The organism is Methylomonas fluvii (genome assembly GCF_014850975.1).
Taxonomy (GTDB): domain Bacteria; phylum Pseudomonadota; class Gammaproteobacteria; order Methylococcales; family Methylomonadaceae; genus Methylomonas; species Methylomonas fluvii.
Map to the genome: position 1 here is coordinate 377,687 of NZ_JACXST010000001.1, position 13,691 is coordinate 391,377.

At 52.7% G+C, this 13,691-nt stretch carries 14 protein-coding genes and 1 riboswitch; of the genes, 11 read left to right on the plus strand and 3 right to left on the minus strand.

Annotated features, from left to right (window positions below; genetic code table 11):
- Nucleotides 1-173 precede the first annotated feature (173 nt).
- The 5 genes from pcnB to panD all read left to right on the plus strand — a co-directional run bounded on the left by pcnB (nt 174) and on the right by panD (nt 4,114).
- Nucleotides 174-1,484: a polynucleotide adenylyltransferase PcnB gene (gene pcnB / locus EBB_RS01805; RefSeq protein ID WP_223146785.1), complete on the plus strand. Its 1,311-nt coding sequence runs from the start codon at nt 174-176 to the stop codon at nt 1,482-1,484.
- The gene (folK, locus tag EBB_RS01810) at nt 1,471-1,974 is read left to right on the plus strand and encodes a 2-amino-4-hydroxy-6-hydroxymethyldihydropteridine diphosphokinase (protein WP_192392203.1); all 504 of its coding nucleotides are present in this window, start codon (nt 1,471-1,473) and stop codon (nt 1,972-1,974) included. Before pcnB ends, folK begins: the two co-directional genes overlap by 14 nt.
- The gene (gene panB, locus EBB_RS01815; protein ID WP_192392204.1) at nt 1,971-2,780 is read left to right on the plus strand and encodes a 3-methyl-2-oxobutanoate hydroxymethyltransferase; all 810 of its coding nucleotides are present in this window, start codon (nt 1,971-1,973) and stop codon (nt 2,778-2,780) included. The genes folK and panB overlap by 4 nt, the downstream gene beginning before the upstream one ends.
- A 4-nt stretch (nt 2,781-2,784) precedes the next feature.
- The gene (gene panC, locus EBB_RS01820) at nt 2,785-3,636 is read left to right on the plus strand and encodes a pantoate--beta-alanine ligase (RefSeq protein ID WP_192392205.1); all 852 of its coding nucleotides are present in this window, start codon (nt 2,785-2,787) and stop codon (nt 3,634-3,636) included.
- Between the two features lie 97 nt (nt 3,637-3,733).
- Nucleotides 3,734-4,114 (plus strand): aspartate 1-decarboxylase, encoded by a 381-nt coding sequence (panD, locus tag EBB_RS01825; RefSeq protein ID WP_033156827.1) that lies wholly within the window; start codon nt 3,734-3,736, stop codon nt 4,112-4,114.
- Between the two features lie 43 nt (nt 4,115-4,157).
- On the opposite strand, the gene fliW is transcribed toward panD, so the two are convergent.
- Nucleotides 4,158-4,616, minus strand: a complete 459-nt coding sequence (gene fliW, locus EBB_RS01830; protein ID WP_033156828.1) for a flagellar assembly protein FliW — start codon at nt 4,614-4,616, stop codon at nt 4,158-4,160.
- Nucleotides 4,617-4,754: 138 nt separating this feature from the next.
- Nucleotides 4,755-4,970, plus strand: a riboswitch (cobalamin riboswitch).
- Nucleotides 4,971-5,088: 118 nt separating this feature from the next.
- Here fliW and EBB_RS01835 point away from each other — a divergent pair.
- The 4 genes from EBB_RS01835 to cobD all read left to right on the plus strand — a co-directional run bounded on the left by EBB_RS01835 (nt 5,089) and on the right by cobD (nt 9,579).
- Nucleotides 5,089-6,912: a TonB-dependent receptor domain-containing protein gene (locus EBB_RS01835; RefSeq protein ID WP_192392206.1), complete on the plus strand. Its 1,824-nt coding sequence runs from the start codon at nt 5,089-5,091 to the stop codon at nt 6,910-6,912.
- Nucleotides 6,913-6,930: 18 nt separating this feature from the next.
- The gene (locus EBB_RS01840; RefSeq protein WP_192392207.1) at nt 6,931-7,506 is read left to right on the plus strand and encodes a hypothetical protein; all 576 of its coding nucleotides are present in this window, start codon (nt 6,931-6,933) and stop codon (nt 7,504-7,506) included.
- A 116-nt stretch (nt 7,507-7,622) separates the two neighbouring features.
- Entirely contained in the window at nt 7,623-8,540 is a 918-nt protein-coding gene (gene cbiB / locus EBB_RS01845) for an adenosylcobinamide-phosphate synthase CbiB (RefSeq protein WP_192392208.1), read from the plus strand.
- Complete coding sequence (gene cobD / locus EBB_RS01850; protein ID WP_192392209.1) at nt 8,533-9,579, plus strand: threonine-phosphate decarboxylase CobD; 1,047 nt, start codon at nt 8,533-8,535, stop codon at nt 9,577-9,579. Before cbiB ends, cobD begins: the two co-directional genes overlap by 8 nt.
- Here the strand turns inward: cobD and EBB_RS01855 are convergent.
- Both EBB_RS01855 and EBB_RS01860 read right to left on the minus strand, forming a co-directional pair.
- Nucleotides 9,526-10,248 (minus strand): hypothetical protein, encoded by a 723-nt coding sequence (locus tag EBB_RS01855; protein ID WP_192392210.1) that lies wholly within the window; start codon nt 10,246-10,248, stop codon nt 9,526-9,528. The genes cobD and EBB_RS01855 overlap by 54 nt on opposite strands.
- A 216-nt stretch (nt 10,249-10,464) precedes the next feature.
- The gene (locus EBB_RS01860; RefSeq protein WP_033156832.1) at nt 10,465-11,259 is read right to left on the minus strand and encodes an RMD1 family protein; all 795 of its coding nucleotides are present in this window, start codon (nt 11,257-11,259) and stop codon (nt 10,465-10,467) included.
- Between the two features lie 106 nt (nt 11,260-11,365).
- On the opposite strand from EBB_RS01860, the gene aroG reads away from it, so the two are divergent.
- Together aroG and thiS are read left to right on the plus strand one after the other, a co-directional pair.
- Complete coding sequence (gene aroG, locus EBB_RS01865) at nt 11,366-12,445, plus strand: 3-deoxy-7-phosphoheptulonate synthase AroG (RefSeq protein ID WP_192392211.1); 1,080 nt, start codon at nt 11,366-11,368, stop codon at nt 12,443-12,445.
- 3 nt (nt 12,446-12,448) lie between these two features.
- The gene (gene thiS / locus EBB_RS01870; RefSeq protein ID WP_192392212.1) at nt 12,449-13,426 is read left to right on the plus strand and encodes a sulfur carrier protein ThiS; all 978 of its coding nucleotides are present in this window, start codon (nt 12,449-12,451) and stop codon (nt 13,424-13,426) included.
- Nucleotides 13,427-13,691: the final 265 nt, after the last annotated feature.

A 13,691-nucleotide genomic window follows, 5' to 3' on the forward strand; every position in this document is an offset into this window, starting at 1 on the left:
CTGGCGAGGTGTTATGATAAGACCGCTAGGACGTTCGCGCCCGAAGCCTCGAAAAAGCTGGCACACGTCATTCTAAATTAAGGGATAAAGTCATTTTTAGTTTCTTCAAAAAAATCTTTTCGCCGGTCGAGCAAGTTGCCGAACCGGTTAATGAGTCGGCGGGGTCGAGTGCCGTGAAGATTTATCCGCGTTCAGAGCATTGCATTTCCCGTGCACAAATCAGTGAAAACGCTCTGAAAGTGCTGCAGCGCTTGAAAAAAGCCGATTACGAGGCCTATTTGGTGGGAGGCTGCGTCAGGGATTTGCTGCTGGGGCGGGAACCTAAGGATTTCGACGTAGCGACTAACGCCAGCCCGGAACAAATCAAGCAAGTATTTCGTAATTGCCGAATTATTGGCCGGCGCTTTCGCTTGGCGCATGTGTTTTTCGGCCGCGAAATTATCGAGGTAGCGACGTTTCGCGGTTCCGAATCAGCAGAATCAGACCAGCAAGTCGTGCACGAAGATGGCCGATTATTGCGCGATAACGTGTTCGGCACGCTGGAGCAAGATGTCTGGCGCCGAGATTTCACCGTCAACGCGCTTTATTACAACATCCGCGATTTTTCCGTGGTTGATTATACCGGCGGCATGCAGGACCACGCGGCGGCGGTCATGCGCCTCATCGGCGACCCGGAAGTGCGCTATAGAGAAGACCCGGTGCGGATGCTGCGCGCCATCCGTTTTGCCGTGAAGCTGGGCTTTACGCTGCATCCTGATACCGAAAAACCGATTTACGCCCAAGCCGATTTATTGAAGAGCATCCCCTCGGCGCGTCTTTACGATGAAGTCATTAAGTTGTTTTTGTCCGGTTACGGCCTGCAATCCTTCGAGATGCTCAGGCATTACGGCTTGTTCGCAATTTTGTTTCCGGAAACCGACCGCTGCCTGGCCAGCGAGGACCACGATTTTCCGCGCTTGTTCTTGATCCGGGCCTTGGAAAACTCCGACACCCGCTTCAACGATGGTAAAACGCTGACACCTTATTTTTTACTAGCTGCATTATTGTGGGAACCGCTGCAATTGGCTGCGCAAAGACGCATCGCCCACGGCGAAAACGAAACGCTGGCCTATCAGAACGCCGCCAACGAAGTGCTGACCAGACAAATCAAGGTCACCGCACTACCGCGCCACATCACCCAATCAATGCGCGAAGTGTGGTTCTTGCAGAATAAGTTTTCCAGGACGGTTGGCCCTCGGCCTTATCGCTTGCTGGAGCAGCCTAAATTTAGAGCGGCCTACGACTTTTTACGGCTACGCGCGGAAACCGGCGGCGCCGATCCGGAATTGGTCGAATGGTGGACAGGTTTTCAGGAAGCCGACGATGCGGAGCGGGAAAGAATGACCGCGCCGCCAAAATCCGGCGGCGGTAAACCCCGGAATCGTAAAACCGGCCGTTACCGTTCTCGAGGCAAACCCGCCCCCATCGGCAATGACGCTAGCTAAGTCAGCTGTCGAAGCCTATATAGGCTTGGGCAGCAACCTCGAAGACTCTATCGATCATGTCAACCGGGCCAGACAGGAAATCGCGGCCTTGCCGGGTGTGGCCGAAATTGCCTTCTCTCCCTTGTACCGCAGCACGCCGGTCGGCCCGCAAGATCAACCCGATTATGTCAACGCAGTAATGCGAATCTCGACCGAGTTGGAACCCGTGGCTTTACTCAGACAATTACAGCAAATCGAAAACCAGCATGGCCGGCTGCGCAGCGTACGCTGGGGAGCCAGAACCCTGGATTTGGATGTATTGCTTTACGCGCAACAGCGAATTAACGAACCGGATCTGGTTGTGCCACATCCGGAGTTGGCTAAGCGCGCGTTTGTGCTGTACCCAATGGCCGACGTGGCAAGCTGCGATTTGACAATTCCGGGCCAGGATTCGTTGCCTCATCTCTTGGCGGCTTGCCCTCCCGACGGCTTGCGGAAAATAGCCTCATGAGTCCATACGCTGATGCCTTAAAGGCGCTGACTATCAGCGATCTAGCGGCGATGAAAAAAGCCGGCGAAAAAATCAGCTGTCTGACCGCTTATGACGCCAGTTTCAGCGCCCTGCTCGACCGAGTCGGTATTGATGTACTGCTGATAGGCGATTCATTGGGCATGGTGATTCAAGGGCATGGTAGTACCTTGCCGGTCACAGTGAATGATATGGTCTATCACAGCCGCAGCGTGGCCATGGCCAGAAAGCGGGCTTTTGTAGTTACCGATTTACCGTTTGCCAGTTACGCCACACCGGAGCAGGCATTGCCGAACGCGGCAAGCTTGATGCAGGCTGGCGGCGCGCAAATGGTCAAGCTGGAAGGCGCCAAGCTTGACGTGATTCGCTTTCTGGTAGATCAAGGCATTCCGGTCTGTGGTCATTTGGGCCTGTTACCGCAATCGGTGAATCACTTGGGTGGCTATAAGGTACAGGGACGGGAAGCGCAACAAGCCCGGCAAATCATCGCTGATGCCGAAAAAATCGAACAAGCCGGCGCGAGTCTCTTGGTGCTGGAGTGTGTACCTGCGCAACTGGCCGCCGAAATAAGTCAGCGCCTGAGTATCCCGACCATCGGCATCGGCGCCGGCGTCGATTGCGATGGGCAGGTGCTGGTGTTGTATGACATGCTGAATATCAGCATCGGCAAGCGACCGCGCTTTTCCAAAGACTTCATGGCCGATGCTTCCAGCATAGAAGAGGCGGTACGCCTTTACCATCAAGCGGTTAAATCCGCGCAATTTCCAACGTCCGAACACAGTTATTGAGCATATGCAGATAGTCACTACCGTCGCGGCCTTGAGAGAAGTCATCCGGCAATGGCGGCAAACCGGCCATAGTGTCGGCTTCGTACCGACCATGGGCAATCTGCATGCCGGGCATATCAAATTGGTTAGCACAGCCAAAAAGCAGGCCGATAAAGTGGTCGTCAGCATTTTCGTCAACCCCACCCAATTCGGGCCGAACGAAGATTTTGCCAGTTACCCTCGTACCGAACAGCAGGATCAGGAAAAGCTGATAGCAAGCGGCGCCGATTTGCTGTTCTTGCCGGCGGTGACTGAAATGTATCCGCAAGCCGCGCAAACCGGGATTTCGGTTGGCAGCTTGTCGGGATTACATTGCGGCGCCAACCGGCCCGGACATTTCGACGGCGTCGCCCTGGTGGTGTGCAAGTTATTGAATATGGTACAGCCCGATCTGCTGCTGCTGGGAGAGAAGGATTTTCAACAGCTGACGCTGATTCGGCAAATGGTCGCCGATTTGAATATACCCGTTGCAGTCCAGGGCGTGACAACGGTTCGGGAAGACGATGGCTTGGCGATGAGTTCGCGCAATGGTTATCTGTCTGTGGAACAAAGACAGCAGGCGCCCAAACTGTATCAAGCCTTGTGCAAAGCACGCGACGACATTCTAGCCGGGCACGACGATTATCGGGCAGTCGCAGCGCAGCAATGCCAAAATTTGCAACAAGCCGGTTTTACCGTCGATTATTTCAGTGTCTGCCGTAGCGCCGATTTAAGGCCTGCCAGCGCCAGCGATGCTAATCTGCTGATTTTGGCTGCAGCCAAGCTGGGCACCACACGTCTGATCGATAACTTGTATTTTTCTAAAACAAACAACTGACTGCGTTGGTTTTTACCTTTGAAAGCTAATGCTTAAATTTGATAGCAAGGTCAATTTAAGGCATAATCGCCGGCCCTAGTATTCGACCTTGTTTACCATGAACATAAACATGCTTAAAGCTAAGTTACACCGTGCGCGGGTAACGCATTCCGAGCTGGATTACGAAGGATCGTGTGCTATAGACGGCAAAATTCTGGATTTTTCCGGCATCAGGGAGTACGAGCAAATCCATATTTACAATATTAACAATGGTCAACGCTTTACCACCTATGCGATTCGCGCCGAAGAAGATTCCGGCGTATTTTCGATTAACGGTGCAGCTGCAAGGTTGGCGTGCCCTGGCGATTTGATTATCGTTTGCGCGTTCGCCAGCTTAGATGAGAAGGAACTGACGAACTACAAGCCAACTTTGGTGTATTTCGACGGCAACAATCGTATTAGCCATTCCAGTCATTCCATTCCTGTTCAGGCCGCCTGATTTAAACAACCGCCGGCACTGCCGTCGGCGGTTGTTTGCATTTTTAAGCTTCAGATACGTCTATTTCACTGACCTTCTCGGTCAGCGTGATACTTTGTTCGATTGCCACCAATACTTTTTGCATGCCGATGCGTTTGTTGGCATTGATTAAGATTGGCGATTTGATCGAGCCTTTGATAGTCGGCTTGCCATTATCCTGCTCATTGTCTTTGTGCAGCAGAATTAATATAACGAGTTCGTCGCCCGGCTCTAATTGCAGCAACGCTTCCTCGGGATCGGTTACCGTAAAATTATAATTGATGTTGAAGTGCGACGGATGAGCCGCGGAAAAAGTCAGCTCCGCGTTATCGACCGATTGCAGCCAATAGACGATCTCGCTGCCTTCCTGATGAAATAATTTAAAGCGGGTCTGATCTTCAAAACCGGGTAGGCCGCGCGGAAAATTGATGATAGTGTCCGGATTGATGTCTTGGTTGCCTAACAATTTCGATTGAATTTCCATGATCCCGCCCGTATTCGTTGAAGTCTAAGTTAACAGCATTAATCAATGCACCAATGTATAGCACGGAAAGGGGTATTTGCAATGCTGATTGCCTGGAACTAAGCAGGTATTCTTGCTATATCTTGCCCGACTACATACAATTGCGCCCTTCTTTCAGGTGTTTGCGCCGTTTCTCGGCCAAACTGAAACAGGAAGTCGGTGCGGTGGTTTTACCACCCATGCCGACGCTGCCCCCGCAACGGTAGATAAGTAAAGAGCTGCGTTTTTGCCACTGTGCGCTTTGCATGGGAAGGTCGCAGATCAGGCGTCTAGCCACTTATGAGCCCGGAGACTGGCCCGGAAGATCATTCGAGACAGCGGAGGGCTGTTTACGGAATGGCCTGAGCCGTGCCTAGCCTGCCTCCGTCTTTTTCGTTTTCCGTTTTTCCTCTGTCCTTTTTCACCCGGATGCGCGGCGGGCGCAGAGGATAATATGCAAACAATTCTATACAGATCTTTATTGCTGGCGAGCACACCTTTTACAGTGTTGGCGGCGACCAGCGATGAAGCCGTCAACCTTGCCGAAACAGTCGTGACGGCTACCCGAACCGAGACTCGACAGAACGAATTAGCCACGGCGATGACGGTTTATACGCGCCACGACATCGAGAAACTTCAGGTCAGAACCCTACCCGAATTACTAAAAGGCACGCCGGGTGTGGACATGGTGCAAAGCGGCGGTTACGGCAAGGACACCAATGTCTATCTGCGCGGCACCAATGCCGATCATGTGTTGGTACTGATCGACGGCATCAAGGCCGGTTCGGTTACCACCGGCACCAGCGCCTTCCAGTTTATTCCTATCGACCAAATCGAACGCGTGGAAATTATCCGTGGCCCTCAATCCAGCCTGTATGGCTCGGAAGCGATTGGCGGGGTGATTCAGATATTTACCCGCAAGGGCGGCACCAGCGAACGGCCGAACATTGCGCTGGAAGCCGGCGGCGGTTCATACGAAACCTATAATGGCTCGGCGGCCATCAACGGTAAATGGGGCAAGGCTTGGTATAGTTTGAGCGCCGCTCAATTCGGCAGCCAGGGCATCAACGCGCTGAGCGGGGTCAGCGTCGCTAATGGCTTTAATCCGGATCGCGACGGCTATAACAACACGAGTGTGAATGCGAAAACCGGTTACCGCTTCGACAACGGCGCGGAACTGGAAGCGTTTTTCCTGCGGGCCGAAGGCGAAACCGAGATTGATAATTCCATCAGCAGTAGTACGGAATTTATCAATCAGACGCTAGGAGCCACAGCCAGCGCAAATTTCAGCGATATGTGGAAATCTACTTTGCGGGTGGGACAAAGCATGGACGATGCCGACCAATTTCGACATAACGGCCAATTTACCAGCCGATTCAACACGACGCGCTGGAACGCCAGTTGGCTGAACGAACTGGCCCTGCATAAGGATCACCAATTGACAGTCGGCGCGGATTACCGCTTCGACGAAGTCGACAGTAGCACACGCTATGTCGAAACCTCGCGTTACGATGTCGGGGTGTTCACCGACTTGCACAGCCGGATTTTCGATAGGCATTTTCTAAATGCTTCCTTGCGGTGGGACGAAAACCAGGCTTTCGGCGATAGTGTCACCGGCAATTTCGGCTGGCGGTTTAATTGGGATTACGGTCTCAGCGCTTTTGCCAGTTTCGGCAATGCTTTTAAGGCACCGACCTTTAACCAGTTATACTTTCCGGGCTTCGGTAACGCTGGCTTAAAGCCGGAAAAGTCCACCAGCTTCGAAGCCGGTTTTGCCGGCCATCACGATTGGGGCAATTGGGAACTGCGCGCGTATCACACCAATATCGAAGATTTAATTGTTTTCAGTGGCACGCCATCCACCGCCAAAAACATCGGCAAGGCGCAGATAGATGGCATAGAAGCGGAAGTGTCCACGCCAATTTTCGGCTGGAACAACAAATTGAGCATGAACCTAATGACACCGAAGGACAGGCAGACCAACTTGCGCTTGCCGCGCCGGGTGACGGAAAGTCTGAGCTACGATGTCTCCCGTTCGTTCGGTGACCTTGATATTGGTGCGTCCGTACTGGCGCAAGGCGAGCGTTTCGACAATATTTCCAATACCGTGCGACTGGGCAGCTTTATGACCGCGGACTTACGCACGGCTTATCGTATCGACAAAAATTGGATGTTAAGTGCCAAACTGAATAATATGTTCGACAAACGCTATCAAACGGTTAACACCTATAACAGCTTCGGCAGAAATTTCTATTTTTCGATCCATTACAATTACTAAACCTTTTTGGAGAACCCTATGAGTTTGAATCAAACCTTGGCTGTTAAACCTGGCGCAGTTGCGTTGATGGCCCTAATGGCGGCCACCCGTTTTCACCATTTCGGCACCCCATTCGCATTGCCGGACGCTTCATTGGCGGTATTTTTCTTCGCCGGCTTATGGCTGGGCGGACGCTATTTATTTGCATTGTTGCTGGCGGAAGCGGTGCTGATTGATTACTTAGCGATCACCAAACTCGGTGTCAGCGACTTTTGTGTGTCCAAAGCCTATGTATTTCTGGTCGGCTCTTACGGCGCAATGTGGCTGGGCGGCAAATGGTGCCGCAGGTTTACCGAGTTGTCGGTTGTAAGTGCGGCGCAACGCTTGATGGCCTTGGTGGCAGCCACCTCCATCGCATTTTTGTTTTCCAACGGCAGCTTTTACTGGCTGTCCGGCCGTTATCCCAACGGCTCATTCACACAATATGCCGAGCGCGTCGCGATGTATTACCCACCTTACCTGACGTCTACCTTGACCTATGGCGTGGTCATTTTTGGCTTGGTAACTGTCGTAAAATACTTACTGGCTGCCAAAGCCACCCGCGAAGCCCTCTAATAGCATTCCAGAATCCAGCGGGGCGATTTTCATTGCCCCGCTGGTCCGGGCTATGTCGGCAAGCATGCTCCTTCCGCTCTTCCAGTTTGACAAGACCTGTTTATCCAACGTAAATCATGATTCTCACCCTCAGCATTGTGTTGGCCGTAGCCATCGATTTTTGGCTGGGCGAGCCGCGCAATGCCTATCACCCGCTGGTGACATTCGGCAAATGGGCCAGTGCTGTAGAAATGCGGCTGTTAAACAACGAGCAATCGGCTTTTCGCCAGCGAGTCAGCGGCTTTTTAGCATTGGCGATAGCCTTAATTCCCTTTCTGCTATGGTTGCTGCTTCTGCCGAGCTGGCCGCCGCTACAAACTACCGTCGATGTACTGGTTTTGTATTTTTGTATCGCTGCCCGCAGTTTGCAGCAACATGCCTTAGCCGTTCATTCCGCCTTGTCGGATAGCGATTTGCCGTTAGCACGGCAACAGGTGGGTAAAATCGTCAGTCGTCAAACCGAAGCAATGACCGAGGCCGACGTACGCCGTGCAACTATCGAATCGGTGCTGGAAAACGGTGCCGACGCGGTGTTTGCACCCTTGTTCTGGTTCGTTGTACTGGGGCCGTTCGGCGCCTTGCTCTACCGCTTCAGCAATACCCTGGACGCCATGTGGGGCTACAAAAATCAACGCTATTTATATTTCGGCTGGGCTGCTGCCCGCTTCGACGATGTATTGAATTGGTTGCCGGCACGCTTGACGGCCTTAAGTTATGCTCTGCTCGGCAACACCGCACAGGCTATCAAGTCCTGGCGGACGCAAGCGCATCTACTGGACAGCCCTAACGCCGGCCCCGTGATGACGTCCGGCGGCGGCGCCTTACTACTGCAACTGGGCGGGCCGGCCTGTTATCACGGCCAACTAAAACAAAAACCTTGGTTCGGTGGCCCTCAACTACCGGAAAACGACGATATTAAGCGCGCCTGCAAGCTGATGTACCGAACTCTGCTGTTGTGGTTGATCGTAATCGTTACGGGAGATGCCCTTGCTTGAACACGGCGGACGCTTGCGGCAAGCCGCAAGCCAATATGGCATTCCTTTGGCCGACTGGCTGGATCTATCCACCGGTATCAACCCAAACGGCTGGCCGGTGCCTGCCGTTCCTGCCGATTGCTGGCAACGCCTGCCGGAAGATGATGATGATGGATTATTAACGGCAGCGCGGGCCTACTACCAAAACGACTCCTTGCTGGCGGTGGCCGGCTCGCAAGCGGCGATTCAATCATTACCTTTGTTACGTCCAAAATCGCGAGTCGGCGTGCTTCATCCTGCCTATGCCGAACATGCCGGCAGTTGGCAAAAAGCTGGGCATCACGTTATCAGAGTCGAAGCGGGGGCAATAGACGGCCGGCTGGATGATTTGGATGTGTTGATTCTGGTCAATCCCAATAATCCCACAGGCCGGCTATGGAGCCGGGCGCAGTTGCTGAGTTGGCATGAAAGTCTTAGCCGGCGTGGCGGTTGGCTGCTGATCGACGAAGCATTTATAGACAGCCTGCCGACCGAATACAGTCTAGCGCCATTAGCGGTGCGGCCGGGCTTAATCGTATTGCGTTCGGTGGGTAAGTTTTTCGGTTTGGCCGGCATCCGTTGCGGCTTCGTGATGACCGAACCGGACTTATTGGTAAGACTTGCTGAGCTGCTAGGACCATGGACTATCAGCCATCCCGGCCGCTATGTCGCGGCGATGGCGCTGGCTGATCGAGACTGGCAATCAGCCAATGCCGCATCATTAGGAATGCTGAGTCTACGCCTGAAACAGCTTTTGACCGACTGCGGCTGGCCACCCGGCGGTGGATGCGATTTGTTTCAATGGGTGAAATGCGAACAGGCTGCTAAGCTGCACCATCTATTGGCTGGGCAGGGCATTCTGACCCGCTTGTTTCAGGAGCCTGCTAGTTTGCGTTTCGGCTTACCGAAGGACGAGTCAGCCTGGCAACGCTTGGCCCAGGCACTGACTCATCCTGATATCAGACAATTAAGCCTGTTTGCGCATCCGCAAACCGAATCCGGCGATAACGCTTGCAAATGACCACGCCGCGCCGGGTAGCGGCACAGGCGTAAACACGTGAGTGTCGACAACGTCGCTAGCGGTAATGACGCCGGCGCCACGAAAATCTTCGCTGTCGCCTAATTTTCGGTTAACTTCAAAAACCAAAAACTTCAAATTATCGGCAAATGCTAAGCCAAACAGGCTGGGCAGTTTAGTGGGATCAAGGTCTACCCCGCCCAGTAATAGCTGATCAAAAAAACCTGTCACCGAAAATTCCGCACCGGATACCAACAGGCCACTATCATCGTATTGGTTGCTAGCTGATTCCATATGGAGGGTCAGGATGTCGTAAGTACCCGGCGTTACTTGGGTGCTGGTAAATCCCTGACTGTTTATCTGAGCTTCGCTGACTGTGGTGTTGTCGACGATATTTAGCACAGCGTGGTCGTTATCGATCACCAGCGCTTGTCCGTTAGCTAATATGGAAAGAGGAGCACTTAGGGAGTAGCCCAAACGTAAACTGGCGGATTCGCTGCCTGACGCCGGAAAAACGTCGATGGAGCTCGGTAACAAAGCATCAACAGTGACTTGTCCTGAAAAATTGCCGGTGCTGAAATTGACGAAATCGCCTGAAAAAGTAAATTCAAGAGCCGCAGTCGCGTTAGCCGAATACAAAAACGTCGCTAATAGGGCAGATAGTATTTTCATGGTTTGTCCTTAAAGTAAATTTAGTGATGCGACTTCTTAGACTTAGCAGCAAGACTAAGTGGAGACGCAGGGGATACCAATATTTTTGTGAGCGAGTTCAATCTCTGGACCGATTATCGCGGCAGCCGGTCGATACCGTCAACCCTTGATTTTCCTGGGCAAGCGTTAGCTTGCTGCAAACCAGTTGCCCAATTAGGGCGCTGAGAGCCGGGCTAACTAAAAAAGCTTGTCCAAAATCGACATCACAATCTCCACAGCAATCAGCCAGATAATGATCCACTCCAAGGCCGAGGAATGCTGGTGTTTTTGTTCATCTGCCAGCATTTCCAGCAGCTCGTGTATGGTCTCAAGCTTTTTTGACAATACGTCGGTGCGTTGCTGAATTTCCAGGTAATTGGCCGCCATTGAATAAATATGCTGGTATTCGGGATGTTCCCAGAAAAATTCCGGGGTATCCAGCAAGTCGTAATTGAGGATGATGTCGCTCTTGGTGAGGAACAACTGGCCGCGGATCATCGCCATGGTTTTGCGATTGAGCTTGATCTTGCCTTCCCGCGCCAGCGATTGCGGCAAATGGCTGGTGGCACGGATCGTGTCGATGGCATGGCCTTCGAAAGCCGCCAGTTTAATCGATTGCGCCATCGCGTGCGACAGTGCCAACAGCACCTTGAAGTCAGCGGACTGCAATTCGATATGATCATGCTGAATCCGGTCCTGCTCACAACCTATTTCATAGCTGAAATTGTCTTCCTGCGGCTCAGCGTCAGGCTTGATCGCATAATCCAGCAATAAATCCTGCAAGGCGCGGCGGTCGTCGAGATTCAGGTTCCAACACACCATCACCCCATAGGCAAACACAATCGCGCAGCCGGTTTTGTAATCGACCACCAAGGCGTTTCTGAACAGTTGCGCGCGGGTGGTATCCAGCAGTTTTTCCCGCAATTGCGCGAATTCGAAGGATTGCGCCAGGCACACCGTCAAGCAGCGTTTAATGGGTCTGTCGTCTGTCATGTCCGGGTTTTCTCAGGTCGGTTTCGGCATTAGTTTGTAACACCGACAGGCAAAACGGTTAAAATAGCCAATTAATCCATCTACTGAAAGCGTATTGCTGAGTGTCATGCCAACTAACTATAACACCGATGATTTAAGAATTTGTGAAACCAAGGACGTGGTGGCGCCGATTCAAGTTCATGAAGAAATTCCGATGACCGAGCAGGCCGCCGCCACCATTCTGCATACGCGGGCGGCGATTCACAACATTCTCACCGGTGCCGACGATAGATTGCTGGTGATTATCGGTCCTTGCTCCATCCACGACCCGGCAGCGGCAGTGGAATATGCCGGACGCTTGAAACTCATCATGGACGAGTTACAAGAAGACCTGGTGATCGTCATGCGGGTTTACTTCGAAAAACCCCGCACCACGGTAGGCTGGAAAGGCTTAATCAACGATCCGGATTTAAACTCCAGCTTCAACATCAACAAAGGCCTACGGATGGCCCGCCAAGTATTGTTGGATGTGAACAACCTTGGCGTGCCGGCTGCCACCGAGTATTTGGACTTGATCACCCCGCAATACGTCTCCGACTTGATTTCCTGGGGCGCCATCGGTGCCAGAACCACCGAAAGCCAAGTGCACCGCGAATTGGCGTCCGGCTTATCTTGTCCGGTCGGCTTCAAAAACGCCACTGACGGCGGCATTCAAATCGCCATCGATGCGATCAATGCCGCGATGAGCCCGCACCACTTCCTGTCGCTCACCAAAGAAGGCCGCTCGGCGATTTTCTCGACCCGCGGCAACGAAGATGCCCACATCATTCTGCGCGGCGGCAACAGCCGCCCGAACTATGACGAGGTCAGCGTCGATCAAGTCGCCGAAGGTCTGGAAAAAGCCGGTTTGCGCCCCAACATCATGATTGATTTCAGCCACGCCAACAGCCTGAAAAAATACCAGCGGCAAATGTTGGTGTCCGAAGATGTTGCCAGCCAAATACGCGGCGGCGACAACCGTATCATCGGCGCAATGGTGGAAAGCCACCTAGTAGGTGGTCGTCAGGATGTCGAAGAAGGTAAACCACTGACTTACGGCCAAAGCATCACCGACGCCTGTCTGGGTTGGGACGATAGCGCCGAATTGTTACATCATCTGGCCGGTGCCGTGGAACGCCGCCGTGCCGCCAAAACACACAAGGTTTAACGCATGAAAATACAGGTCAATGGCGATAACCGCGAATATGGCGAGGACGCTACCGTTGCCGACGTAATTGCCGATTTAGGCTTGACCGGCAAACGCATCGCCGTGGAATTGAATAAGGAAATTTTGCCGTTTACCCAGCACGCCAGCCAACGCTTGCAAGCTGACGATAGATTGGAAATTGTGCAGGCCATCGGCGGCGGACAGGATGATTATTTCACGCTGGCCGGCAAACAATACCGCTCGCGCTTGTTGGTCGGTAGCGGCAAATACAAGGATCTGGAAGAAACCCGCCTGGCTACCGAAGCCAGCGGCGCCGAGATCATTACTGTCGCGATTCGCCGTACCAACATCGGCCAAAATCCCGGCGAACCTAGCTTGCTGGACGTGATTTCTCCGGACAAATACACCATCCTGCCCAATACCGCCGGTTGCTATACCGCTGACGATGCCGTGCGGACTTGCCGGCTGGCCCGGGAGTTATTGGGTGGCCATAAGCTGGTCAAGCTGGAAGTATTGGCCGATCAACTGACCTTGTTTCCGGATGTTGCCGAAACCTATGTCGCCGCCGAATTGCTGGTCAAGGAAGGCTTCGATGTGATGGTTTACACCAACGACGACCCGATTGCCGCCAAACGCCTGGAAGAAATCGGCTGCGTCGCCGTGATGCCGCTGGCCGCGCCGATTGGTTCTGGTTTGGGCATCCGTAACCCCTACAACATTCTAACCATCGTCGAAAACGCCAAGGTGCCGATCCTGGTCGACGCCGGCGTCGGCACTGCGTCCGATGCGGCGATGGCAATGGAACTGGGTTGCGACGGCGTGTTGATGAACACCGCGATAGCCGCTGCGAAAAACCCGGTACTGATGGCCTCGGCGATGAAAAAAGGCATAGAAGCCGGACGCGAAGCTTTTCTGGCCGGACGCATGCCGCGTAAGCGTTTTGCCTCGGCGTCTTCGCCGATTGACGGGTTGTTTTTGTAACGGAGACTCCTTGGAAATATCGGAACGCTTAGCATTAAAACTTCTGATTTTAGCGATTACTCTTGGGGTCTATTTTTTATTAAAAACTATAGTCCCAAATTTGGATTTCGAGAGTTTGCACAAGAAAGTAATACTGATAGTTGCAGTGACTTCAATTGGATTTTTTTATCTTTGTAACTTTTAAATACGGAATGTAGGCTGGATTAACAACCCGATAAGACATGACCCAAGATTTCAAACCAAACATGTAGAGTTAAACCTTGCA